The 24282-nt window shown below is 41.0% G+C and carries 21 protein-coding genes; 17 read left to right on the top strand and 4 right to left on the bottom strand.

The features are described from left to right. The first annotated feature begins 4 nt into the window (after nucleotides 1-4). The 10 genes from tsaE to ACOB82_RS08920 all read left to right on the top strand — a co-directional run bounded on the left by tsaE (nucleotide 5) and on the right by ACOB82_RS08920 (nucleotide 10082). Complete coding sequence (tsaE, locus tag ACOB82_RS08965; RefSeq protein ID WP_448212642.1) at nucleotides 5-496, top strand: tRNA (adenosine(37)-N6)-threonylcarbamoyltransferase complex ATPase subunit type 1 TsaE; 492 nt, start codon at nucleotides 5-7, stop codon at nucleotides 494-496. Next, complete coding sequence (locus ACOB82_RS08960) at nucleotides 497-1813, top strand: N-acetylmuramoyl-L-alanine amidase (RefSeq protein ID WP_448212641.1); 1317 nt, start codon at nucleotides 497-499, stop codon at nucleotides 1811-1813. Next, nucleotides 1814-3688, top strand: coding sequence for a DNA mismatch repair endonuclease MutL (gene mutL / locus ACOB82_RS08955; RefSeq protein WP_448212640.1), 1875 nt, complete (start codon nucleotides 1814-1816; stop codon nucleotides 3686-3688). A 34-nt stretch (nucleotides 3689-3722) separates the two neighbouring features. Next, nucleotides 3723-4658, top strand: coding sequence for a tRNA (adenosine(37)-N6)-dimethylallyltransferase MiaA (miaA, locus tag ACOB82_RS08950; protein WP_448212639.1), 936 nt, complete (start codon nucleotides 3723-3725; stop codon nucleotides 4656-4658). 83 nt (nucleotides 4659-4741) lie between these two features. Next, complete coding sequence (hfq, locus tag ACOB82_RS08945; protein WP_116002023.1) at nucleotides 4742-4990, top strand: RNA chaperone Hfq; 249 nt, start codon at nucleotides 4742-4744, stop codon at nucleotides 4988-4990. A gap of 39 nt (nucleotides 4991-5029) precedes the next feature. Next, nucleotides 5030-6316: a ribosome rescue GTPase HflX gene (hflX, locus tag ACOB82_RS08940; RefSeq protein WP_448212638.1), complete on the top strand. Its 1287-nt coding sequence runs from the start codon at nucleotides 5030-5032 to the stop codon at nucleotides 6314-6316. A gap of 61 nt (nucleotides 6317-6377) precedes the next feature. Then, on the top strand, nucleotides 6378-7529 hold the full coding sequence (gene hflK / locus ACOB82_RS08935) for an FtsH protease activity modulator HflK (RefSeq protein ID WP_448212637.1): 1152 nt from the start codon (nucleotides 6378-6380) through the stop codon (nucleotides 7527-7529). 3 nt (nucleotides 7530-7532) lie between these two features. After that, on the top strand, nucleotides 7533-8417 hold the full coding sequence (hflC, locus tag ACOB82_RS08930) for a protease modulator HflC (protein ID WP_448212636.1): 885 nt from the start codon (nucleotides 7533-7535) through the stop codon (nucleotides 8415-8417). 76 nt (nucleotides 8418-8493) lie between these two features. Beyond that, nucleotides 8494-8682 (top strand): DUF2065 domain-containing protein, encoded by a 189-nt coding sequence (locus ACOB82_RS08925; RefSeq protein ID WP_448212635.1) that lies wholly within the window; start codon nucleotides 8494-8496, stop codon nucleotides 8680-8682. Nucleotides 8683-8783: 101 nt separating this feature from the next. Continuing rightward, on the top strand, nucleotides 8784-10082 hold the full coding sequence (locus ACOB82_RS08920) for an adenylosuccinate synthase (protein ID WP_448212634.1): 1299 nt from the start codon (nucleotides 8784-8786) through the stop codon (nucleotides 10080-10082). A gap of 82 nt (nucleotides 10083-10164) precedes the next feature. On the opposite strand, the gene ACOB82_RS08915 is transcribed toward ACOB82_RS08920, so the two are convergent. Then, nucleotides 10165-10443: a GGDEF domain-containing protein gene (locus ACOB82_RS08915; protein WP_448212706.1), complete on the bottom strand. Its 279-nt coding sequence runs from the start codon at nucleotides 10441-10443 to the stop codon at nucleotides 10165-10167. A gap of 491 nt (nucleotides 10444-10934) precedes the next feature. On the opposite strand from ACOB82_RS08915, the gene ACOB82_RS08910 reads away from it, so the two are divergent. After that, on the top strand, nucleotides 10935-12176 hold the full coding sequence (locus ACOB82_RS08910; RefSeq protein WP_448212633.1) for a malic enzyme-like NAD(P)-binding protein: 1242 nt from the start codon (nucleotides 10935-10937) through the stop codon (nucleotides 12174-12176). A gap of 66 nt (nucleotides 12177-12242) precedes the next feature. On the opposite strand, the gene ggt is transcribed toward ACOB82_RS08910, so the two are convergent. Both ggt and metJ read right to left on the bottom strand, forming a co-directional pair. Beyond that, nucleotides 12243-14060: a gamma-glutamyltransferase gene (gene ggt / locus ACOB82_RS08905; RefSeq protein ID WP_448212632.1), complete on the bottom strand. Its 1818-nt coding sequence runs from the start codon at nucleotides 14058-14060 to the stop codon at nucleotides 12243-12245. 194 nt (nucleotides 14061-14254) lie between these two features. Beyond that, entirely contained in the window at nucleotides 14255-14587 is a 333-nt protein-coding gene (gene metJ, locus ACOB82_RS08900) for a met regulon transcriptional regulator MetJ (protein ID WP_448212631.1), read from the bottom strand. Between the two features lie 227 nt (nucleotides 14588-14814). On the opposite strand from metJ, the gene metB reads away from it, so the two are divergent. The 4 genes from metB to ACOB82_RS08880 all read left to right on the top strand — a co-directional run bounded on the left by metB (nucleotide 14815) and on the right by ACOB82_RS08880 (nucleotide 20958). Beyond that, nucleotides 14815-16047, top strand: a complete 1233-nt coding sequence (metB, locus tag ACOB82_RS08895; protein WP_448212630.1) for a cystathionine gamma-synthase — start codon at nucleotides 14815-14817, stop codon at nucleotides 16045-16047. Between the two features lie 11 nt (nucleotides 16048-16058). Continuing rightward, nucleotides 16059-18473, top strand: a complete 2415-nt coding sequence (gene metL / locus ACOB82_RS08890) for a bifunctional aspartate kinase/homoserine dehydrogenase II (RefSeq protein WP_448212629.1) — start codon at nucleotides 16059-16061, stop codon at nucleotides 18471-18473. Beyond that, on the top strand, nucleotides 18473-19357 hold the full coding sequence (gene metF, locus ACOB82_RS08885) for a methylenetetrahydrofolate reductase (RefSeq protein ID WP_448212628.1): 885 nt from the start codon (nucleotides 18473-18475) through the stop codon (nucleotides 19355-19357). The genes metL and metF overlap by 1 nt, the downstream gene beginning before the upstream one ends. Nucleotides 19358-19533: 176 nt before the next feature. Beyond that, nucleotides 19534-20958, top strand: a complete 1425-nt coding sequence (locus ACOB82_RS08880) for a hypothetical protein (RefSeq protein WP_448212627.1) — start codon at nucleotides 19534-19536, stop codon at nucleotides 20956-20958. 36 nt (nucleotides 20959-20994) lie between these two features. Here the strand turns inward: ACOB82_RS08880 and argE are convergent, their stop codons facing one another. Beyond that, nucleotides 20995-22158, bottom strand: a complete 1164-nt coding sequence (argE, locus tag ACOB82_RS08875) for an acetylornithine deacetylase (protein WP_448212626.1) — start codon at nucleotides 22156-22158, stop codon at nucleotides 20995-20997. 240 nt (nucleotides 22159-22398) lie between these two features. Here argE and argC point away from each other — a divergent pair, with 240 nt between their 5' ends. Further along, nucleotides 22399-23430, top strand: a complete 1032-nt coding sequence (argC, locus tag ACOB82_RS08870) for an N-acetyl-gamma-glutamyl-phosphate reductase (protein ID WP_448212625.1) — start codon at nucleotides 22399-22401, stop codon at nucleotides 23428-23430. Continuing rightward, a complete protein-coding gene (gene argB, locus ACOB82_RS08865; RefSeq protein ID WP_448212624.1) occupies nucleotides 23427-24203 on the top strand; it encodes an acetylglutamate kinase in 777 nt (258 codons plus the stop codon). The genes argC and argB overlap by 4 nt, the downstream gene beginning before the upstream one ends. Nucleotides 24204-24282 lie beyond the last annotated feature (79 nt).

Below are 24282 nucleotides of genomic sequence, written 5' to 3'. Positions count from 1 at the left end.
ATTTATGAACAGTAAGTATTTTTTAGCGGACGAAGAAGCAACCGTTGCTTTAGGAAGTGCGTTAGCCAAAGTTATCCAAGAGCAGGTAAAAAAAGGCATAGTCGTTTATTTAAATGGCGACTTGGGGGCAGGTAAAACGACATTAACACGAGGCTTTGTTCGAGGAATGGGTCATGACGGTAATGTAAAGAGCCCTACTTATACCTTAGTTGAGCCTTATGAATTACCCCCTTGGAATATTTATCATTTTGACCTTTACCGTCTGGCAGACCCTGAAGAACTTGAGTTTATGGGGATAAGAGATTACTTTAGCGAAAGCAGTTGTAGTTTTATTGAGTGGCCAGAAAAAGGGCAAGGCATGTTAGCTGCTGCTGATATGATTATTGATTTGGCATATCATAATAGCCAACGTCAGGTTAGCCTAACTGCCAAATCTTCACTTGGGGAACAAGTGTTGCGGGCATTAACACACATATATCAGGGTAAAGAAGTATAAATGATATTTAGCAGAGTCTACTTGGTTTTCACGATATTCCTGACAACTTGGTTGATGAGTTTAAGTGTTTTCGCCAGTAATCAGGTAAAAGGTATTCGTTTATGGCCCGCACCAGAAAATACGCGGGTCGTATTTGATTTAGCGGATAAACCTGATTACAGCTATTTTAATTTAACAGGCCCACATCGCTTAGTTATCGATTTAAAAGATAGTAAAAACCTAGTCAATTTGGCGAACCTTGCAAAAAACGATAAGCGAGTTCAACGAGTTAGAACCAGTAAGCCAAAACATAAAGACGGTATTCGCGTAGTATTTGACTTAGCTGCCGACTTTCAAATCAGTATCTTTCCACTTAACCCTGCTGGGCAATATGGTCATAGGCTAGTTATTGATTTATATGATAAAGAGAAGTTTTCCCGCATTACTAAACTACCAACTGATAACTCACGCGATATTGTTATTGGCATTGATGCGGGTCATGGTGGTGATGATCCAGGCTCTATAGGACCGAAAGGTTCGTATGAAAAACATGTGACGCTAGCCATTGCCAAAAAATTACAAGCGCTGTTAAACAGCCAAAAAGGTATGCATGCGGTGATGATCCGCAGTGGTGATTATTTTATTCCTGTTGGTCGTCGCAGTGAAATTGCCCGTCAGAAAAAGGTCGATTTTTTAGTCTCTATTCATGCAGACGCCTTTTATACACCTCAACCTAGAGGTGCTTCGGTTTGGGTTGTAACCAATAACCGCGTAGAGTCAGAGTTGTCAAAATGGCTGCGAAACCGCTCCAACAATTCTGAACTGCTAGGCGGCGGCGGCGGTGTGATCAAAAACACTAAAGATGACAACCTAGCCATTACCTTAGCAGATATGAATAAAGAGCATTCGTTAGAGGTCAGTATGACCATGGCTTACAATGTTCAGCGACAACTAAGCCGAATAACGAAAATGCATAAGAAAAAACCTCAGCATGGTAATTTTGGTGTTTTAAAATCATCAGATATTCCTTCAATGTTAGTGGAAACTGGTTTTATTTCTAACCATCAAGAAGAACGCAATTTAAATAGCAGTAAGCATCAGCAGAAATTAGCTAACGCAATATTTACGGGGGTTAAAGATTACTTTTTAGATCACCCACCAATGGGGACTTATTTTGCTAAAGTTGGCTATAAGAAACATACCGTTAGCCGAGGTGAGTCGTTATCGGTATTAGCTGATCGTTATAATGTTTCGGTTAATGCGTTAAAAACGGCGAATAACTTAAATTCTAGTACGGTAAGAATCGGCCAAACTTTGAAAATTCCAAGAGCAGAATAAATGGCTATTCAAATTCTTCCTGCTCGCCTAGCTAACCAAATTGCTGCTGGCGAAGTGGTTGAACGTCCTGCGTCAGTTGTAAAAGAACTCGTTGAAAACAGCTTAGATGCTGGCGCTACTCGTATCACCATTGATATAGAAAAAGGTGGCGCTAAACGTATTCGGATTAGCGACAATGGCAGTGGCATTGTTAAAGATGAATTAACGTTGGCGTTAAGTCGTCATGCTACCAGTAAAATTAAAGATCTGGATGATTTAGAAGCGATTGCCAGTTTAGGCTTTCGTGGTGAGGCGCTCGCCAGTATTAGCTCAGTGGCGCGCTTAACTATTACCTCTAAGCCTCAGGCGCAAGATACTGCATGGCAAGCCTTTGCTCAGGGTCGCGATATGGAAGTAACGGTGCAGCCAGCTGCGCATCCTGACGGCACGACCATTGAAGTAGACGATTTATTTTTTAATACCCCAGCAAGGCGTAAATTTTTGCGCACCGAAAAAACCGAATTTAGCCATATTGACGAAGTAATACGTCGTATTGCCTTAGCCCGCTTTGATGTTGCTTTTACCTTAACTCACAATGGTAAAGCAATTCGCCAATATCGGGCACTGACTAAGCACAGTGACTATGGTAAGCGTGTTGGTCAAGTGTGTGGTCAAAAGTTTATCGATAACGCGCTAGTGATTGACTGTCGGCACGATGGCTTACATTTTTGGGGCTGGTTAGGTAAGCCTGCAACACAGCGCAATCAGAACGACTTGTCATATAGCTATGTAAATGGCCGTATGATGCGGGATAAGTTAATCAATCATGGTATCCGTCAGGCATTTTCCGAACTGATTGATAACGACAGTTATCCCGCATTTGTTTTGTATCTTGAGTTAGAACACCGTGAAGTTGATGTTAATGTTCATCCGGCAAAACATGAAGTGCGTTTTCACCAAGGGCGCTATGTCCATGATTTTATTTATTCGGTTTGCGCCAAAGCACTGCAAGAGTCGCTTGCCAGCGAAGAATTGGCTTTAACTGATACAAATATCGCTGGTAATCACTTTGCTCAAGAGCCGTTATCCTCACCACAATCATATTCAGCTCAGCAATCAGGTGGCTATGCAAGTCCTGATTACATTAAGCCATTGCAGCAGATTAAAGAGCCTAGTAATTATCGAAGTTATCAACAATATTCGCCAAATCACAATGGCCAACAGTTATCAGCTGCTGCTGAAGCTTATCGAGAGTTGCTAGCAACACCGAATGTCGGCATAGAGCAATCTCAAGATGCACTTACCGCACAAGCAACGCCAGAAAACACAGCCTTAGAACGCATTAATACGCAGCAGTTGTTATATATTACAGCTAAACACTATGCGCTAGTTGATGATAACGACCAGTTAAAACTAGTAAACCTATTACCCCTGGCTTATGAAGTTAATCGGCAACTAGTTGAGCAAAAATGGCAGCAAGGCCTAGTTAGTCAGCCGTTATTGTTACCAGTAATTGTTAATGTTGAAAAAGCAGATGGTCAATTTATTAATCAACAAATTGGTTTACTGGAACAGGCAGGAATAGTGGTGCAAGTGCAATCGGCGACCAAGGTTCAAGTTCGGCAGTTTCCGGCGATATTACGCGCAAAAGATGTTGCTACGAGTTTTTCGACGTTAATTGAAATTATGCAAAAAGCTGATGCAGCTAATGAGTCACTAAGCGACGCAATAAAGCAAGAATTAGCTAAACTAGTAATGAGTGATGAATTTAATTTAATCACTGCCAAACAGCTTTGGATACAGGCGCAGTCGTTATTGCCAGATAAATTAAATGCGTTATGTGACTTGAATTCTTGTAAGGTTGACCTTACATCGGCAATAACTCAATTGCGTTAATTACTTTTATAAACTGAACGTTATACAACTATCTATGCCAACAGTCACACCTTCACTGCCAGTTATATGTTTAATGGGGCCAACTGCCTCAGGGAAAACAGCACTTGCTATGGCATTGTATGATGCTTTGCCGTGTGAGATCGTGAGTGTTGATTCGGCTTTAGTTTACAAAGGAATGGACGTAGGTACGGCAAAACCAACTGCGGAAGAACTTGCGCGTTATCCGCATCATCTGATTGATTTAATTGATCCGGCTGAAAGTTATTCAGCCGCTGACTTTTGTCGAGATGCGTTAGCCGTTATCGCAGAAATCAAAGGCCGAGGAAAAATACCGCTACTTGTTGGTGGCACTATGATGTATTTCAAAAGCTTAATTGAAGGAATATCACCGTTACCTGAAGCTGATGCTGAAATAAGAAAAGTGATTGAAGCTGAAGCACAGCAATATGGTTGGCTGCATATGCATCAAATGCTAAGTGAAGTTGATCCAGTCTCGGCCGAGCGCATTCACCCTAATGATCCGCAACGGTTAACGCGGGCATTAGAAGTGTATCGCATAACGGGTAATACTTTGACACAATTAACTGAAATAAAAGGTGCTAGGCTCGAAGGAGATGTTTTACAATTCGCCATAGCGCCAAAAGAGCGTGCCACATTGCATGAACGCATTGAGTTAAGGTTTAAACAAATGCTGGCACAAGATTTTCAACAAGAAGTTGTAGCGTTAAAAGCGCGCGATGACCTGCATGAAAACCTGCCGTCTATTCGTTGTGTTGGTTACCGTCAAATGTGGCAACATTTAAATGGTGACTACGATTTTGAAGAAATGGTGTTCAAAGGTGTATGTGCCACTAGACAGTTGGCAAAAAGACAGTTAACTTGGTTAAGAAACTGGCCTGGCATACAATGGTTAGATATGGAAGATACATCTAATCTTGCTAAGGTTATTTCTTGTGTAAGCAAACTTTAAACTTTGTTGTATAATTAGTTTGTTACTGATTATTAATTAGTTTTTACCTTAATTTTTCTAACAATAACAAAAGGGGCCAAAGAATGGCAAAGGGGCAGTCTTTACAAGACCCATTTTTGAATGCATTACGTCGTGATCGCATTCCTGTAGCAATTTATCTTGTCAATGGCATTAAATTACAAGGGCAGGTTGAATCGTTTGATCAATTTGTAATCTTATTAAAAAACACGGTCAGTCAAATGGTGTATAAGCATGCCATTTCAACTGTGGTACCTGCTCGTGCTGTAAACACTGCGCCGCAAGGACAACCCGACTTTAATCAGGACAGTTAATATACATGAACATAAACAGTATTGATCGGGGGCGCTCATTTGTTTGATCGTTATCAGGCAGGTGAGCAGGCAATACTTGTTCATGTAGATTTTCCAGACGAAAGCAGCAGAGAAGACTTACAAGAATTTAAAATGTTAGTTTCATCTGCTGGCGTTACCGCATTATCAGTGGTTACTGGTAAGCGTAATTCACCACATCCAAAATTTTTTGTAGGCAGCGGAAAAGCTGAAGAAATAGCAGATGCAGTTAAACTGTATGAAGCTAATGTTGTGCTTTTTAATCATGCGCTGTCACCGTCTCAAGAAAAAAATATTGAAGCGTTATGTCAATGCCGAGTTGTTGATCGCACAACCTTGATACTGGATATTTTCGCGCAACGCGCTCGAACGCACGAAGGTAAGTTACAGGTTGAGTTGGCGCAGTTACGTCATATTAGTACTCGATTGATTCGTGGCTGGACTCACCTTGAGCGCCAAAAAGGTGGTATTGGCTTACGTGGTCCAGGTGAAACTCAACTTGAAACGGACAGACGCTTGCTCCGTGAACGCATGAATAATATTCAAAAGCGTTTAGAAAAAGTAGAGAAACAACGCCAGCAAGGCCGACGCTCTAGGGTAAGAGCTGAAATTCCGACATTGTCACTTGTAGGTTACACCAATGCTGGTAAATCAACGTTATTTAATTTAATAACTCAAGCGGGGGTTTACGCTGCAGACCAATTGTTTGCCACGCTTGATCCTACGCTTCGTAAAATTGAAGTAGAGGATGTTGGTCGAGTAATTTTAGCTGACACTGTAGGCTTTATTCGGCATTTACCACATGACTTAGTAGCGGCTTTTAAGGCGACGTTAACCGAGACTCGTGAAGCGGAATTATTGCTGCACGTAATCGATATTGCTGATGAAAGGCGTAGTGAAAATATTGATCAAGTACAAAATGTGCTCGATGAAATTGATGCCGGTGAAGTGCCGCAGTTATTAGTTTGTAATAAAATTGATAAAATTCATGATTGTCAGCCACGTATTGATCGTGATGACAATGGCATGCCAATTAGAGTGTGGCTATCAGCGCAAGCTAATATTGGGCTTGATTTGCTGTTTGATGCCTTGACTGAGCGTATGGGTCGGCAAATTGTCAAACATCGTCTGAAGATTCCGCCAACAGCGGGTAAGTTTATAGGCGCTTTACATCAATTAAAATGTATCGCCAGTGAAGATTATGATGAGCAGGGGAACTTCTTGGTAAATATTAAATTACCGATTAGAGAATGGCATCGCCTGATCAAACAAGATAAAGCAAACGTAGAACGCTTTATTGAAAGTTAACGGGCTGATATATTATTGGCTTTTATATTGAATCTAAAATTGCAATGTAGCGGAGTGCGTCATGGCGTGGAATGAACCGGGGAATAATGATAAAGATCCCTGGAAAAATAAAGGTGGTAACAATCAAGGTCCACCAGATTTGGATGATTTATTTAAAGATTTAGGCAACAAGTTTAACGGCTTGTTTGGCGGTAAATCTGGCGGTTCATCAGGAGCAACAGGCTCGGGAGGCAGCTTTTCAGGCGTAGCAATCACTTTAGCTTTGGTTGTTGCCTTAGTTGCGTATTTATTTACGTGTGTTTACACCATCAAAGAAGCAGAGCGTGGCATTAAACTGCGTTTTGGTGAATATGTGGGTGTGGTCGAGCCAGGTTTAAGCTGGAAGTGGACATTTATTGAAACCATTATTCCGGTGGATGTACAAACCACGCGTGATTTACCAGCATCTGGGTTTATGTTGACTCAAGATGAAAACGTGGTTCGCGTTGAAATGCAAATTCAATATCGTGTGGTAAATCCGCGTGATTATGTCTTTAGTGTTACCAATGCAGATGACAGCCTAAGTCAATCTTTAGACAGTGCTTTACGCTATGTTGTTGGGCATTCTCGTATGGATGATGTACTAACCAGTGGTCGTGAACAAGTTCGCCAAGCGGTTTGGTCAGAGTTAGAAAAAATCATCGAACCATATAATTTAGGTTTGATTATTGTTGACGTTAACTTTAAAGATGCCCGTCCGCCTGAAGAAGTTAAAGATGCGTTTGATGATGCCATTGCTGCACAGGAAGATGAAGTACGTTTTATTCGTGAAGCTGAAGCTTATGCCCGTGGTATAGAGCCTCGTGCCCGCGGTCGTGTTAAGCGTATGGAGCAAGAAGCACTAGCGTATAAAGAACAAAAAGTGTTAGACGCCGAAGGTGAAGTTGCTCGTTTCAACAAGCTATTACCTGAATATAAAGCGCAACCTGAAGTAACCCGTCAACGCTTGTATATCGCGACAATGGAAAAAGTTTATAGCAACACCAGCAAAGTCATGGTGGATGTTGAAGGTGGTAATAATATTATGTACCTACCACTGGATAAAATTATGCAACAGCAAGCTCCTGCAACACGTGTAGTACCTCAATCAGTGCCAAGCGTATCAAGCTCAAATAATACGTCGATAAACAATGATTCTGGTCGTGCAGATCGTTTTAACGGTGGGAGAAATTAATCGATGAAAAATTTAATTATCACTGCTATTGCCCTGATCTTTATTATGGTCGTGTCATCTGTATTTGTTGTACCACAAGGTCAACGCGGTATCGTTTTCCAGTTTTCAAAAATTAAACGTGATAGTAATACGGGTGAAATGCGGATATACGAACCGGGCTTACATTTTAAAATTCCAATGATTGAAAATGTTCGCCGTATCGATGCTCGTATCCAAACACTTGATGAAGCGCCGGATCGTTTTGTTACCTCTGAGAAAAAAGATTTGATGGTCGATTCATATGCTAAATGGCGTATCGTTGACTTTTCAACTTATTACTTACGTACCACGGGCTCTATTGATAATGCTCGCGCGTTATTGAAGCAAAAAATTAATAATGGTTTACGAACTGAATTTGGTTCTCGTACCATTAAAGAAATTGTGTCAGGTGATCGCGATACCATTATGGTAAAAGCATTAGAAAGCGCGTCAAGTAGTAAAGAAGAACTCGGTATTGAAGTGATTGACGTTAGGGTTAAAGCGATTAACTTACCAACAGAAGTCAGTAATTCAATTTATGACCGTATGCGTGCTGAACGTACTGCAGTGGCTAAAGAGCATCGCTCAAAAGGTCAGGAGCAATCTGAGATCATCAAAGCAACCATTGATGCAAAAGTCACGGTAATGCTGGCCGATGCTCAGAAGAAAGCATTTGAAATTCGAGGTGAAGGTGAAGCACTAGCTGCGAAAATTTATTCTGATGCTTATAGCCAAGATCCAGAATTTTATAAGTTTTATCGCAGCCTAGAAGCTTACGAAAATAGCTTTAATGACAAGTCAGATATCATGGTAGTGAAACCTGACAGTGAGTTCTTTGATTACTTAAAGAACGGTTATAAAACCAAATAATTGCTCACTCAATAAAGGCCATTGCAAAATGGCCTTTTCTTTAGCTGGTGTACTTTTTTATCTGGTATAAAAGCAAATGACCTTAGATACATTACTAATAGCATTAGCCTTGGCATTTATTTTGGAAGGCATGATCCCTGCACTCTTCCCCAATAAATGGCGTGCCTATATTGAAAAATTATCCCAAGAATCGACTTCTAACATTCGTAATATCGGATTAACTATCATGGCTATTGGCGCTGTGATGTTATATCTATTAACTTAATAAATCTCGACACTGGTTGCTGCAAAAATCACCAATAGTACTTGGCCTTGTTTTTGAATTTTGGTAGAATCGCGGCCTAATTTTCTTACCAACATGTAATCATGGGCAAAAACGTTGTAGTTCTGGGCACCCAATGGGGTGACGAGGGTAAGGGTAAAGTTGTTGACTTACTCACAGACAAAGCAAAGTACGTAGTACGTTATCAAGGTGGCCACAATGCAGGTCACACACTCGTTATTAACGGTGAAAAAACCGTTCTTCATTTAATTCCATCTGGCGTTTTACGCGATAATGTAAAATGTTTAATTGGTAATGGTGTTGTGCTTTGTCCTAAAGCATTAATGACCGAAATAAAAATGTTAGAAGAACGTGGCGTACCAGTACGTGAACGCTTATTAATTAGTGACGCGTGTCCGTTAATTCTTCCTTATCATAATGCGTTAGATTTAGCGCGTGAAAAAGCACGTGGTAGTAAAGCGATTGGTACTACTGGTCGTGGTATTGGTCCAGCTTATGAAGATAAAGTAGCACGTCGTGGTTTACGTGTTGGCGATTTATTCTGTAAAGAGTCATTCGCAGCAAAATTAAAAGAAATTATCGAATATCACAACTTCTCATTAGTGAACTACTACAAAGCTGAGCCTGTAAACTTTGATGAAGTATTGGCTGATGCTATGGCGGTTGCTGATATCATTAAAGGCATGGTAGCTGATATTGCTGAATTACTCGATCAAGCGCGTAAGAATGGTGAGTCAATCATGTTTGAAGGTGCGCAAGGTACTTTGCTTGATATCGACCACGGTACATACCCTTATGTAACCTCGTCAAACACTACCGTTGGTGGTGTAGCAACTGGTTGTGGTTTTGGCCCTCGTTATTTAGATTACGTGTTAGGTATTACTAAAGCTTACACAACTCGTGTTGGCTCAGGCCCATTCCCAACGGAATTAAATGACGAAATCGGTAACCACTTAGGTACTGTTGGCCATGAATTTGGTGCGACTACGGGCCGTGAACGTCGTTGTGGCTGGTTTGACGCGGTTGCTATGCACCGTGCGGTACAAATTAACAGTATTAGCGGTTTCTGTTTAACTAAGTTAGACGTACTAGATGGCTTAAAAGAGCTAAAAATCTGTACTGGCTACAAAACAGAGTCAGGTGAAATTATTACTGTTCCACCAACGGCTGCTGAAGGTTACGAAAAAATTACGCCAGTATATGAAACTGTTCCAGGTTGGGATGAATCAACAGTTGGTGCCACTACTATTGATGAGTTACCAGCAAATGCAGTTGCTTATATTAAGCGTTTGGAAGAAGTTACTGGTGTACCAATTGATATTATTTCAACAGGACCAGATCGTAACGAAACCATGATTTTGGTTAACCCATTCGACGAATAACATTAGTTACGAATATCATAAAAAAAACCAGCCTATTGGCTGGTTTTTTATTGCTGCTAAATACTTGCTTTTTAACTTCAGTTTAAGCTATCGCAAAATTATTTCTACCCTCTGATTTAACTTGGTAAAGTGCTTGAACGGCCGCTTTAAATAATTGCTGAACGCTTGTAATTGAGTTGTGCTCATTGCTTGCAACACCAATAGATAGAAGCTCGCTTTTAGCGTGGTTAGCCACTTGTTTAACCAAGCGCTTGGCTATTGCCGCGCCATCTTCAATTTTTGTCCGTGGAAGTAACACAACAAACTCTTCGCCGCCATAGCGACAGCTTATTGCTGGAGCACGTACTTGCTTGCTTAAAATCTTTCTCTAAGTGCTCATCAAAATAATGTCGATTAAATAATTGCGTTAGGCTGTCGATGTCACCACGTTTGTTAATTGATTTAACACGCGTTCCTAATGCCATCGACAGCAACATCATTTCAATTAATGCGGCACCTTGAAACAAATTTTGAGTGATAGGGTTGTGCGGTAATCTCGTAGGTGACTATAAAACACATTAACGGGACGGGCAGTCTATTAAATGGCTAGTATTAGCAAATGCTAGTATTAATTATTCCAACTTTAGTGTTGATATTTAGCTAATAATTACGCATAAAAATTTAAAAAATAAATGGTCTAACCTCTTGTTTTTAATGCCTTGTAGCTATTTTTTATATAAAAATAGCCTTGTCAGGCTCAAGTGAGATCCAATACCATATAAATAATAACAATAATAAATATAACAATTGAGTGATTTACATTCGAAGTCACTTCCATAAAGCTAGATTAAGGGTCTTACCTTAGGAACAATAATGACAGATTTACGACAACAAGCACTGGATTATCACGCTTTTCCCACACCAGGCAAAATTAGTATCGAAATAACCACACCAGCTGAATCAAGTAAAGATTTAGCATTGGCATATAGCCCAGGCGTCGCTGAGCCTGTGCGCGAAATTGCCGACAACCCTGACAATGTTTACAAATATACTGCTAAGGGAAATACCGTTGCGGTAATTTCTAATGGTACAGCAATATTAGGTTTAGGTAATTTAGGCCCGTTAGCGTCGAAACCCGTGATGGAAGGTAAAGCGTTATTGTTTAAGCGTTTTGCGGGTATTGATTCATTTGATATTGAAGTTAAACACAGAACCGTTGAAGAATTTGTGACTACTGTCGCCAATATTGCCGACTCTTTTGGTGGTATTAACCTTGAAGATATCAAAGCGCCAGAATGTTTTGAGATTGAAAAAGCATTAATTGAGCGCTGCAAAGTGCCGGTATTTCATGATGACCAACATGGAACGGCGATAGTTACAGCTGCCGGCATGATTAACGCATTGGAAATTCAAGGTAAAGACATCAAGCAAGCCAATATTGTTTGTATGGGGGCAGGAGCTGCGGCAATCGCCTGTATGGAGCTATTAATTAAATGCGGTGCTCAGCGTGAAAAAATTTATATGCTTGATCGCAAAGGGGTAATTCATACTCGTCGTGATGATTTAAATGAATATAAAAAGCTATTTGCCAATAATACCGACAAACGTACGCTGGAAGATGTGATTGATGGCGCCGATGTGTTTGTCGGGGTTTCTGGCCCTAATTTGTTATCTGCGGACCAGCTTAAGTTAATGGCACCAAACCCTGTGGTGTTTGCCTGTTCAAACCCAGATCCTGAAATAAAACCAGAACTAGCGTTAGCAACAAGAGATGATCTTATTATTGCTACCGGTCGCTCTGACTACCCTAATCAAGTGAATAATGTGCTGTGTTTCCCGTTTATTTTTAGAGGTGCGTTAGATGTTCGTGCTCGTACAATCAATGACGAAATGAAAGTAGCTGCTGTTCATGCAATTCGTGCGTTAGCAAAAGAGCCAGTACCAGAGTCGGTATTAATTGCTTCAGGTGAAACAGCGCTCAGTTTTGGTCGAAATTACATAATTCCAAAGCCAATGGATACACGTTTGCGCACGCAAGTCGCGAAAGCGGTAGCTCAAGCAGCGATTGATTCAGGAGTGGCAGCATTAGAGTTGCCAGAAAATTACCAAGGTTAATTGGTTGCAAAAACAAAGGCGCTTAAAGCGCCTTTTTCTTAGATAATTTCTTTTGCATATGTAGCTTTAGTAACCAATTGCCATACCATCTTTTCGCATTTCACTAGCGCCGTAATAAACGCCTGTTTTTGGATCTCGCCAAATGGCTTGATAGCCACCAAATGGGCCGGTAGTGATATCGATTTTATGACCGCGCTGTTGAAGTTCTTTAACTACGGTCGCCGAAACACCACTCTCTAACTCAAGTACGCCACCATCTTGCATGCGACCTTGCCATGTTGGCTCTGTTGAGCCTCGGTGATGATATCGCGCGGCATCACCCGATTGCTGAACGCCCATGCCAAAGTCGATGATATTCGCCACCATTTGCACATGGCCTTGTGGTTGCATTGCTCCGCCCATCAAGCCGAAACTCATCAAGGGCTGGCCATTTTGCGTTAAAAATGCCGGGATAATCGTATGGAACGGTCGTTTGTTAGGTGCATAAACATTGGGGTGACCTTCCGTTAGTGAATATTGAGCGCCACGGTTTTGGAAAATAAACCCTAGGCCATCGGCAACTAAGCCAGAACCCATACCGCGATAATTACTTTGGATCAGCGACACCATCATGCCGTTTTTATCGGCAACGGTTAAATAAATGGTATCGCCATCAATCAGTTTCGGGTTACCGTGGTCAACATTATTTGCGGCTTTTTCCATATTGATAAGCTGGCGACGCTCATTGGCATAGTCTTTAGACAATAAGCCGGCCAATGGAATGTCGAAATAATCGGGATCGGCATAGAAGCGTGCACGGTCTTCAAATGCTAATTTTTTCGCTTCAGTCATGACATGCAAATAATCAGCACTGTTATGACCCATGGCTTTGAGATCATAACCTTCTAAAATGTTTAACATTTGCAGTGCGGCAATGCCTTGACCGTTCGGTGGTAATTCCCAAACATCATAACCGCGATAGTTGACTGAAACGGGCTCAATCCAGGTGCTGGTGTGATCGGCAAAGTCTTGCTTGGTTAAAGCGCCGCCAATACGCTTGAAGTAGGCATCAATAGTGTCGGCAATTTCGCCTTGATAAAATGCTTCACGACCGCCTTGGGCGATTTTACTTAAGGTATTGGCTAGATCTGGGTTTTTAAAAATTTGCCCTTCTTTAATGAATTCGCCACTTTCAAGATAAGTAGCTTGGTAATTGGCAATTTCTTCAATCTCACCAGCTTGGTATAAACGCTCATAGCGCTCTTGATAAATCCCCATATAGTAGGAAACCACTTCGGTAACGGGAAAGCCGTTATTCGCGTAATCTATCGCTGGTTGTAGGTTTTTGGCCATCGCTAACTGGCCAAATTTGCCGTGTAACTCGTACCAGGCGTCTACTGTGCCCGGCACAGTAACAGGTGCGCTGCCCCAGTTTGGAATTTCACTGACATCACCTATTTTTGCTTTTAATTGCGCCAGGGTTTGCCCTTTCGGAGAGCGTCCAGAGCCGTTTAATCCATAAAGCTTTTGGGTTTTCGGATCCCAGACAATAGCAAATAAATCACCACCAATGCCGTTACCTGTTGGCTCCATAAGCCCAATTGCAGCATTAGCGGCTATCGCTGCATCAACGGCACTGCCACCTTTTTTTAATATATCGATAGCGACTTGACTAGCAAGCGGGTGGGAAGTGGCCGCCATACCATTGGTACCTAACACCGCTGAACGTGTTGCCCATGGCGCGCTGGTTACCCTATCTCCTCGATTATCTTCTCTAAGCGTTACCGCACGGTTATCGTCGCCGACATAGACAACGCTTGAATTCGTTGGCTTATTATCTGTGCTTGTACATGCTGTGATTAACATGATGGTAGTTGCTGATAGCAGTAATGATGAAATTTTCATATAAGTATATAGCTTTAAGTGTTTAGTGAAACTTTTGCAAAAATTTTCTGGCAGGTAAAGCAGAACGAGGGGGAATTAGACGAGTAGATAAAAATATACGCTCAATGTCGAGTGTCAGTAGCGCGCGAGTAATAAAGCTAATAAAAAAGCCGCGTAAAGCGGCTTTAAAATAAGAAATGTCTGTTAATTAAACATTAATCTTCGTCGTCAGATTCAAACTGTGAAAAGTCGGTAATGCCTTTTTCTTCCAATGCTTTACGCACGCTGGCAGGTAATTTATGTTCATTATCTTTTGCTAAATCAACATCGTCTGGCAGTGGTTGCCCAGTAAAGGCATGCAAAAATGCTTCACAAAGCAATTCGCTATTGGTGGCGTGGCGTAAATTATTTACTTGGCGACGTGTACGTTCATCGGTTAATACTTTTAACACTCTTAACGGAATCGATACGGTAATTTTTTTTACTTGTTCACTCTTTTTTCCGTGCTCGGCATAAGGGTTGATGTATTCGCCATTCCAGTCAGCCATAGATTACCTCATTGCATTTTTATTCACTGGGCGATGCTCAACTAATCAAAGATTTTGGCAGGTTCATTAATTAGTAACACCCGTTTTTGATAGTGAATTGTACTAGTTGGCATTTTTCAGTCAACCTATATGTGTAGAAGTTTAGATGTCTAAAATAACTTGACCGTCAAAAGCAAAACGTTTAGATTTATAGACGTCTAAACATCTGAAATGAATTGGTGAGCAAAATGAGTGATAAAAAAGCGACAACCATCGCGGTAAGAGCGGGTATTAATAGTGATCAGCATCATGGTGCTGTCGTTGCACCTATTCATTTATCAAGCACATACTCATTAAAAGGCTTTAATCAAAAACGTGATTTTGATTATTCACGTACTGGCAATCCAACCAGAGCGTTATTTGGTCAAGCAATTGCTGATTTAGAAGGTGGCGCTACTGGTATCGTCACCAGTACTGGTATGGCGGCAGTTCATTTAATTTGCCAGTTATTATCAGCGGGCGATAAAGTGGTAATACCGCACGACTGCTATGGCGGCAGCTATCGTTTATTTGTGCATCTAGCCAAGCGTGGTCAGTTTGAATTAATCGTTATTGATCAATCAGATGAGCAAGCATTAGCCGATGCCTTAGCGCAATCTCCTAAATTAGTGTTAATTGAAACCCCTAGTAACCCATTATTGCGCATCGTTAATATTGCTGATATTGCCAAGCAAAGTAAGGCAGTCGGGGCGATAGTGGCCGTAGATAACACTTTTTTATCGCCAATTCTTCAGCAGCCGTTGGCACTAGGTGCAGATATCGTGTTCCACTCAACAACCAAATACATTAATGGTCATAGTGATGTAGTCGGTGGTGTGCTAGTAACTAAAACGGCTGAGCTTGGTGAAGAACTGGCGTGGTGGGCAAACTGTATCGGCATTACCGGCCCTGCATTCGACAGCTTTTTAGCGCTACGTGGATTAAAAACGCTGCCGCTGAGAATGAAAGCACACCAAGAAAATGCCAATGCTGTTGCCGAGTTTCTGAATAATCACCCGGCAGTTGAACAAGTATACTTCCCTGGTCTTAGTTCTCATCCGCAACACCAATTGGCAAAAACGCAGCAGAAAGACTTTGGCGCTATGTTAAGTTTTGAACTTAAAGGCGGTGTAGAAGCCGTTAAAGTGCTATTTGATAATCTATCTTTATTTACACTGGCGCAATCATTAGGTGGCGTAGAAAGCTTGATTAGTCATCCATCGACTATGACTCATGCTGGCATGGATATCGAAGCACAAATTGCTGCCGGAATTAGCCAGTCTCTCGTGCGCATTTCGGTAGGTATTGAAGATATTGACGATATTTTAACTGACTTAACTCAGGGGTTAGCAGCTAGTCAGCAAGCTGAAAAGGTAAGTTCAATTGATAATAAAAAGCAGCCGAAATTTCGTGTCAGTGCGGCACAGGCAGCAGTTTGGTAATAGGCAAAAACGTGGAAAACAATAAATTAGGTAAACATGCGGTTCAGGTACATAAGTTTGGTGGTAGCTCGCTAGCGTCAATTGAATGTATTGAACGGGTTATTGCAATTATTCAACGTCATTGCCAAATAAACGACGTAGTTGTTGTGTCGGCAAGTGGTGATACCACTGATGATTTAATTGAAATATATCAACACGCTAAACACAATAGTGATCAGTTACATCAGGCAATTTCAACGCTTAAAAACAAGCAACAGGCGTTAATTGAAGGGTTGCTATCAACAGAATCAGCCACAAGATTATTGCAAAGACTGGAACAAGATTTCCAATTGCTGGCGAAATGGTTACAAATTGATATTGCTGCCCATGAAAGTGAATTATTAGCGTTTGGTGAAGTTTGGTCGGCAAATTTGTTGTCAGCAGTGCTTGCTGAAAAAGTGTGTCCAAGTCATGCCATTGATGCTCGCGAATTTTTGGTGATTGATAACGAGCAGAGCTGCCAGGTCGATTTCCCACTAAGTGAAAGCAATCTTGCTAAGCAGCGCGTACCCAATAAATTAGCCATTGTAACTGGCTTTATTGCTAAAAATAGCGATGGTATTCCTTGTACATTAGGCCGCAATGGCAGTGATTATTCTGCCACTATTTTAGCAGCACTGACTCAAGCGCAAGATGTGACTTTATGGACAGACGTTGATGGTATCTATAGTGCCGATCCGCGCGTAGTACCATTGGCGAGAAAATTACACCGCGTGCCACGTACCGTAGCGAAAGAGCTTGGCCGTTTAGGTAACCCAGTATTACATGCAAAAACGTTACTACCGCTTGAAATTGTTGGTAGTCATTTACATGTTGCCAGTAGTTTTGACCCAAAAACCGCAGGTACTGAAGTGGGTGACTTTGGTCAAATTGCTCAGCAAGAATTGTCGGTTACTTATCAAAACGACCTATTATTAGCTGAATCGGAAAGTTTTATTGGCGAACCTGGTACTTTAGCTTATGAAAAATTTACAGCATTAAGTGGTGATTTAACCCGTGGCCAAATAGTTATTCGTCTTGATCAACAACGAGCCGTTAGCGAGTGGCTGGCCAGCGATACCAATGAAGTTAAATTTACGCCTATCTCTATTATGGCAGTAGTAGGTGACAATGTCGCCAAGCGTGGCAACGTAAAAGCACGTTTTAAGCGTGCGTTGAAACATCAAATTCCATTAGCAATTTTTGATCAGCTTCATATTAATAGCTTAGTTGCGGCGCTACCGAATGCTTGTACTGGTGAAACATTAAATAATATTCACCACGATGTGACTAAAGACAGTCGCCATATTGGCGTTGTGGTTGCTGGCTTAGGAAATATAGGTCAACGTTTTATTGAGATGTTACCAAAGCAATTAGCGCGAGTTTCTACGCTAGAGAATACTCATTTGGTGGGCTTGGTAACGTCGAAAAAAATGTTAATTCAATCCGACGGTATTGATGCAGAACATGCGCTGGCTGAATTTGAACATTCAGCAACAGCTTACGAAGAGCAAGAGTTATTAACTTGGTTGGCCAATCATCCGTATGATGAACTAGTCATGATAGATATCACGCCTAGCGAAGCCTTTAGCCAGTTATATGAAAGATTCTTTAGTAAAGGCATTCACGTCATCAGCGCTAATAAATGGGCGGCATCAGCGTCTTTAGCTGAATATCGACATAATATTGCACTGGCGAATAAGCATGAAGCGTTATGGTTAGGTAGCACAACAGTTGGTGCTGGTTTACAGATAAATTATGCAATTAAAGATTTACGCCAAAGTGGTGATACCATTACTGAAATTTCGGGTATTTTTTCGGGCACCTTGTCTTGGTTGTTCCAAAAGTACAATGGTGAGGTTCCATTTAGTGAGTTACTGCGCCAAGCGTTAGCAGATGGTTTGACTGAGCCAGATCCAAGAGAAGATTTATCCGGCCGCGATGTCCAGCGAAAATTATTGATTTTAGCGCGCACCGCAGGCTTTGAATTATCGCTGGAAGATGTTGAAGTTGAAAATTTGGTGCCAGCGGAATTAGCGCAATTATCGCTGCCTGAGTTCTTAGCTCAAGCTGAGCAACTAAACCAGCCGTTTCTTGAACGCTTAAATGCTGCCAGAGAACAGCAGGCCTGTATTCGTTATGTTGCGCGCTTTTCAGCGCAGGATGACAAAATTGTGGCAAAAGTCAGTTTAGAAACATTACCACTGACTGATGCATTTGCAGCGTTAACACCGTGCGATAATATTTTTAAGATTGTCAGTCATTGGTATTTAGAAAATCCATTAATTATCAGAGGGCCAGGTGCAGGGCGAGATGTTACTGCTGGAGGGTTACACTCTGATCTGGTTAATATTTGTCAGCAATTAATGCATAAACAACATCAAGTTAAATTAAAGGGGATCAATTAATGAGCTATAGTCATGCAAGGCAAGTAGAGTCGCTCAATCAAAGTCTAAGCGAAATTGCTAGTGGCATTAATGTTTCATTTGAATTCTTTCCGCCAAATTCCCCTGAAATGGAAACCACGCTATGGAATTCGATCGAGCGTTTGGCACCACTAAAACCAAGTTTTGTTTCGGTAACTTATGGTGCCGGCAGTGGTACTCGTGATCGCACTCATGATGTGATTAAGCGTATTCAGCAAGATACCGCGTTAGTTGCTGCGCCGCATTTAACTTGCATTGATGCTAGCCGTGAAGAGCTGGTTAAAATTGCTAAAGATTATTGGGACAGCGGCGTTCGTCATATTGTTGCGTTGCGTGGTGATTTACCGAATAGCAGTGAAAAGCCGTCAATGTACGCATCAGACTTAGTCGAGCTATTAAAGTCAGTGGCTGATTTTGATATTTCCGTCGCGGCTTACCCAGAAGGTCATCCGGAAGCGCCGAATCCACAGTTTGATTTGTTGAACTTAAAACGTAAAGTTGATGCTGGTGCTTCTCGCGCTATCAGCCAATTCTTTTTCGATATTGAGTCATTTTTACGTTTTCGCGATCGTTGTGTTTCTGTGGGTATTGATGTGGAAATTATTCCGGGTATTTTGCCTGTGACTAATTACAACACGTTAAAGCGTTTTGCTGGCCTAACTAATGTCCATGTGCCAACTTGGATGACCAAAATGTACGAAGGGCTAGATGATGATGAAACAACTCGCCGCTTGGTTGGTGCTAATATTGCCATGGAGCAAGTAAAAGTGCTTAATAAAGAAGGGGTTAAAGACTTTCATTTCTACACATTAAATCGTGCAGAACTCAGTTATGCGATTTGCCACACATTAGGCATTCGCCCTTAATTTACTGCTTTCAAAGTAATATTGGTACGTATATTAATGAGTGTTAGTGTACGTACCAAAAATGTTCAAAAAGATTAATGTTTTTATATCTTATTGTTAATTTGAGTTTTTACCGCTTTTCCTTTATGTTTACGATGGAATGACAAATAAATTTTTGTAACGGCTTACAACATTAAATGAGCAAAGACTCTCACCAATCTATGTTTACTAAACAAGTGACCAATTTATTGGAACGCATGTTTATTAACAGCCCAATTAAAGACACAATTATTGACGGTGCTTGTGACTTTTTTGCCAACCAACCGCAAGTTGAAAAAATTACTACTGAGCTTAATGAAAAGCTCAAATCTAAGCCGAAGAATCAAGCAGAGTTAGAAACAGAATTAGCGAATTTTCAGCAGCAACTTCGCTCTGAGCGCATGGAAAGGCATGAGCGTTTAACTAATATTTGTTATGAAATTATTGAATTGTCTGAAGGGGAAACTTTTAACGAAACTGTTAAAAAGTCTTCTCAATTATTAGGGACAATTCAATTGCTAAGCCCCACAGAAGGGAGCCAAGTAGCAAAAACCAATGAATATCATAAGCCACTATATAAAGCAGTTCTTGTCTTAAGGTTATTAGATCAGCTGATATTAGATAATGCTATTAATAATACGTATATTCAGGATTTTTTAGGGGATATTACTCCTGATAAATACAAAGAATTTAAAGCACTCGATGAAGCTGGCTATCAGGTATTTGTTGATGAAGTTAAGGTCGCTTTAGTTAAAGCTGCATTAATTCAAGATATTGGTAATTTTCATCCTGATGCCCAATTGATTTTAGTGGGCGCTAATCAAAGCAAAGATCCATTTCGGACATTAGACGTTGATGAGCGTAAAGAGTTACTGCAAATTAATTATCGTGAAACCATTAAATACTTAGCTGATGGTATTGGGGCTGGTGATTATTTAGGTAATTCGAAAAAAGACCGCGACCTATTTAAAAAACAAGAGCTTAGAAAGCTTAAGTTTATTCGTGAGTTACTAAAAGGCGCAATTAATCCTAAACAAAGTTTGGCAAATGTGATTAAAGTGCCGCAGATATACTGCTCAATTGTCTTGTCTACCAAACCAAATTATAAATACAAGTTAATTCCTAAAGTTTATCAGGCGCTTAATCAAAATGCCGAGCGTGGCGCTTGTAGCCAGGATGTTGTTAACTGCTTGTATAAAGTCACCGGCATGTTCCCACAAGGGTTTGGTGTAACTTACCTCGCTTTAGATGCGGCTGGAAATTCATTACAGCGCTATGAATATGCCATCGTGAATCAGTTATATCCGAATAATCCTGAAGAGCCACACTGCCGCATTGCCACCAGACAACTAAGCTTTATTGGCTATGGCAGCGATATGATTGTTAAAAAAACCGAAAACCTGTACTTTGCTGAGTCAGCAAAACGCCTTGCCAGCATGAGTAAAAAGCGTTTACAGGAAATTCTAGAAAAGCTGGTATCTAATTACCAAGAGCGTGCCGAGCTAGATCTGATCCCACGCTGTTGGCATCCCAAAGATTTCTTTTCTTTAAAAGAAAATCAAAAGCTTTGGAACAGATCTTAACTTGCTAACAACAAGAGAATATTTCAATTACTTGAATTAATTATCGTCTGTTAAGCAGTAGCGAACGATTAATTTTGTCAGTACATCTAGTGTTTTATTTATCTGGTCAAAACCGAGAAACTCATTGGGCTGATGTGCCTGATTAATTGAGCCTGGGCCTAATACAATGGTTTGACAGCCTAGCGATTGAATATAAGGCGCTTCGGTACAGTAATTGACGGCACAGCATTTATGACCTGATATTTCCTCTGCAACCGTTAAAAATTCATGCTGATGTTCTTGGCCAAAGCTTGGGCAATGTGGGTGTAGCTCCTGCATGGTGATGCGACCTGGATACTTTTCGGCAATCGGTTTTAACGCTTCACTTAGCCAATGCACTAATTCCTCATCTTTAATCCCTGGCAGTGCTCGTAAATCAATATCTAAATCACAATGGCCGCAAATACGGTTGGCATTATCACCACCAGAAATAGCGCCTAAGTTAAGTGTTGGCATCGGCACATCAAAGGCATCATTGTGATATTGACTAGCTAATGTTTGCTTAAGAGTTAGTAATTGGCTAATGACCTGGTACATGATTTCAATAGCATTTACGCCCAGCTCAGGCTTACTGGAGTGGCCTGATTGTCCTAAGATTGAAATGCGGTGTGACATGTGGCCTTTATGCATAATTACCGGTACTAATTCGGTAGGCTCACCTATGACTGCAACATCGGGTTTAACTAATTGTTGCTGAGCAAAAAATCGGGCACCAGCCATGGTCGTTTCTTCATCGGCAGTGGCTAGAATATATAGCGGCTTTTTTAGTTGGCTTGGCTTTATGTCTTTCACCACTTGCAAAATAAATGCGAAGAAGCCTTTCATATCACAGGTGCCTAAGCCAAAAAATCTATCGTCTTTGTTAATAACTTTAAGCGGATCACTTTGCCAGCGATTTTCATCAAACGGCACGGTATCGCTGTGGCCTGCCAGCAATAACCCACCTTCACCGGTTCCAAGTTTTGCCAGTAAGTTAAATTTATTGTTGGTATCAGGTACAGGCATGATGCTAACGGTGAAGCCAAGTGTCTCAAACCAGCTAGCGAGTAAGTTAATGATATCGCGATTACCTTGATCCCATGAACTTAATGTCGAGCTAATCGATGGGCTGGCAATAAGTTGAGATAAAGCAGTTTCAAAGTTAGGTAATAAATTTTTCATAAAATATTTATGTTATTTTGTTGCATAAAAATTCATGCAATGTTATTTTTCACTCATCAGTGTAAATAACCTTGTTCAAGAACGCTACGGAAAAGTAAGCATGTATTCAAATATGAGACGACGATAGATTTAGATATTTTTTTTATCGGTTACTAAAATTAACTATTAGTAACTAAGTAGCACATAAATTGTTCATATTTTTATGTTATCAATTGAATACAATTGCAAAGTGGTGTTTTTATGAAAGTCGCGGTTATTGGCGCTAGTGGATACGTTGGCGCAGAGTTAGTTGGTTTATTGCTTCAACATGACAAAGTTTCGATCACGCATTTAGTTGTGTCGGAAAACAGTACTACTTCTGGATCATTATTCTCCGAGTTACATGCTCGCTGGCAGGGGATCTGTGATGTACCCCTACAGTCTTTTTCTCAAGAATGGTTCGATAGTGCTGTTGACGCACTAGATGCGGTTTTCTTCGCTACGCCCCACGAGTACAGTGCTCAGTGGGCGAGTGCCTTCTTAGCCAAAGGCGTTAAAGTTTTCGACCTATCTGGTGGCTTTCGTTTAAAGCAGCCGCAAGATTACCCAACTTATTATGGTTTTGAACACCAATCATTGGATGCGTTAGCGCAAGCCAAATACGGTTTGGCCGAATGGCTTGATGACGATTTCAATTCGACTAATTTAGTTGCTGTTCCTGGCTGTTACCCTACCGCAAGTTTATTGTCCCTTAAGCCGATAACCGTTAACGGTTTGCAACAAGATGGCTTGATTGTCATTAACGGCATAAGCGGTGTCAGCGGTGCAGGTAGAAAAGCATCACTGGCAACTAGCTTTAATGAAGTAAGCCTTAGACCATACAATATTTTACAGCATCGCCATCAGCCTGAGATTAGCCAAGAAGCTGATGCCGCGGTAATTTTTAATCCTCATTTAGCGCCTTATAAACGTGGTTTATTAGCTACGGTGACGCTGACATTAAAACCAAATGTAACAACAGCAGATGTCGCTCAAGCGTTTATCAGTGCTTATCAGCACCAGCCATTAGTCAGAATAAAAAATACTTGGCCACAAATTGATGATGTTGCTCATACACCATTTGCTGATATTCATTGGCAATATGATGAACAAAAACAAGTATTAGTGGTTTGTACCGCTATCGACAATTTACTCAAAGGCGCCGCCTCTCAGGCCGTGCAATGTTTAAATCAAGTACTTGGTTTGCCAACAGCTTATAGCTTGTTACCCCAAGTCAAAGGGGGAATGTTATGAAGCCGTTAGTGATAAAAATTGGTGGTGCCATTTTAGAAAAACCAGAAGCGCTTTCTGCTTTGCTTAAGGTGATTGCCACACTTGAAAACCAAGCGGTAGTGATTGTTCATGGTGGCGGCTGTGTTGTTGATGAAATGTTAGCGCAAGCCGGCTTTGTCACTGAAAAGCGCAATGGCTTAAGAGTTACACCGCCTGAGCAAATGCCTATTATTAGCGGTGCTTTAGCGGGTAATGTTAATAAGTCGATTGTAGCTTACGCTAATGAGTTAAATTTAAATGCCGTAGGCCTATCATTAGCTGATGGCAACATGGTTAAGTGTACGCTTAATGGTAATGATCTTGGCGCGGTAGGCGAGCCTAAAGCTCATCAAAGTAAATTACTTGACTCTTTACTTAAAGCACAGTTTTTACCGATTGTTTCATCTATTGGCGCGTTAGATTCTGGCGAACTTGTTAACGTTAATGCTGATGACGCGGCCGTAGTTATCTGCCAATTGTTAAATGCTGAATTACTCTTATTGACCGACGTTAACGGCGTAATGGATGGTAATGGCAATTACTTAAGCGACTTAACTGAGCAAGAGGCAAATCTATTAATTCAAAGTGGAGTTATCAGCGGTGGTATGACGGCAAAAATTAATGCTGCTTTTACCGCGGCTAATCAATTACGACGAAGTATCGCGGTTGCTAGCTGGCAAGCACCTGAGCAAATTTTGAATTTGCTAGCAGGCGTTAATGTAGGCACCCGCATTATTCCTAAACTTGTAGCCTAGCGCTAAATATCTGCGCTTTTTAGGCCTTCATTTTTAAAGCCTACTTTTTTAAGGCATTAAATAGATACTTTATTTATTG

The sequence above is a fragment of the Colwellia sp. MEBiC06753 genome (assembly GCF_053470325.1).
The sequence above is the reverse complement of the archived record's forward strand: the minus strand, read 5'-3'. Positions and strand labels throughout refer to the sequence as shown.

Excerpts from the sequence above, each read along its gene's own strand:
- ggt (WP_448212632.1), bottom strand. The coding sequence starts at position 14,060 with ATGAAAATTTCATCATTACTGCTATCAGCAACTACCATCATGTTAATC.
- hflK (WP_448212637.1), top strand. The coding sequence starts at position 6,378 with ATGGCGTGGAATGAACCGGGGAATAATGATAAAGATCCCTGGAAAAAT.
- argE (WP_448212626.1), bottom strand. The coding sequence starts at position 22,158 with ATGAAAAATTTATTACCTAACTTTGAAACTGCTTTATCTCAACTTATT.
- miaA (WP_448212639.1), top strand. The coding sequence starts at position 3,723 with ATGCCAACAGTCACACCTTCACTGCCAGTTATATGTTTAATGGGGCCA.
- hfq (WP_116002023.1), top strand. The coding sequence starts at position 4,742 with ATGGCAAAGGGGCAGTCTTTACAAGACCCATTTTTGAATGCATTACGT.
- hflC (WP_448212636.1), top strand. The coding sequence starts at position 7,533 with ATGAAAAATTTAATTATCACTGCTATTGCCCTGATCTTTATTATGGTC.
- ACOB82_RS08880 (WP_448212627.1), top strand. The coding sequence starts at position 19,534 with ATGAGCAAAGACTCTCACCAATCTATGTTTACTAAACAAGTGACCAAT.
- argC (WP_448212625.1), top strand. The coding sequence starts at position 22,399 with ATGAAAGTCGCGGTTATTGGCGCTAGTGGATACGTTGGCGCAGAGTTA.
- argB (WP_448212624.1), top strand. The coding sequence starts at position 23,427 with ATGAAGCCGTTAGTGATAAAAATTGGTGGTGCCATTTTAGAAAAACCA.
- metF (WP_448212628.1), top strand. The coding sequence starts at position 18,473 with ATGAGCTATAGTCATGCAAGGCAAGTAGAGTCGCTCAATCAAAGTCTA.
- metB (WP_448212630.1), top strand. The coding sequence starts at position 14,815 with ATGAGTGATAAAAAAGCGACAACCATCGCGGTAAGAGCGGGTATTAAT.
- ACOB82_RS08960 (WP_448212641.1), top strand. The coding sequence starts at position 497 with ATGATATTTAGCAGAGTCTACTTGGTTTTCACGATATTCCTGACAACT.
- mutL (WP_448212640.1), top strand. The coding sequence starts at position 1,814 with ATGGCTATTCAAATTCTTCCTGCTCGCCTAGCTAACCAAATTGCTGCT.
- ACOB82_RS08920 (WP_448212634.1), top strand. The coding sequence starts at position 8,784 with ATGGGCAAAAACGTTGTAGTTCTGGGCACCCAATGGGGTGACGAGGGT.
- ACOB82_RS08910 (WP_448212633.1), top strand. The coding sequence starts at position 10,935 with ATGACAGATTTACGACAACAAGCACTGGATTATCACGCTTTTCCCACA.
- metJ (WP_448212631.1), bottom strand. The coding sequence starts at position 14,587 with ATGGCTGACTGGAATGGCGAATACATCAACCCTTATGCCGAGCACGGA.
- ACOB82_RS08925 (WP_448212635.1), top strand. The coding sequence starts at position 8,494 with ATGACCTTAGATACATTACTAATAGCATTAGCCTTGGCATTTATTTTG.
- tsaE (WP_448212642.1), top strand. The coding sequence starts at position 5 with ATGAACAGTAAGTATTTTTTAGCGGACGAAGAAGCAACCGTTGCTTTA.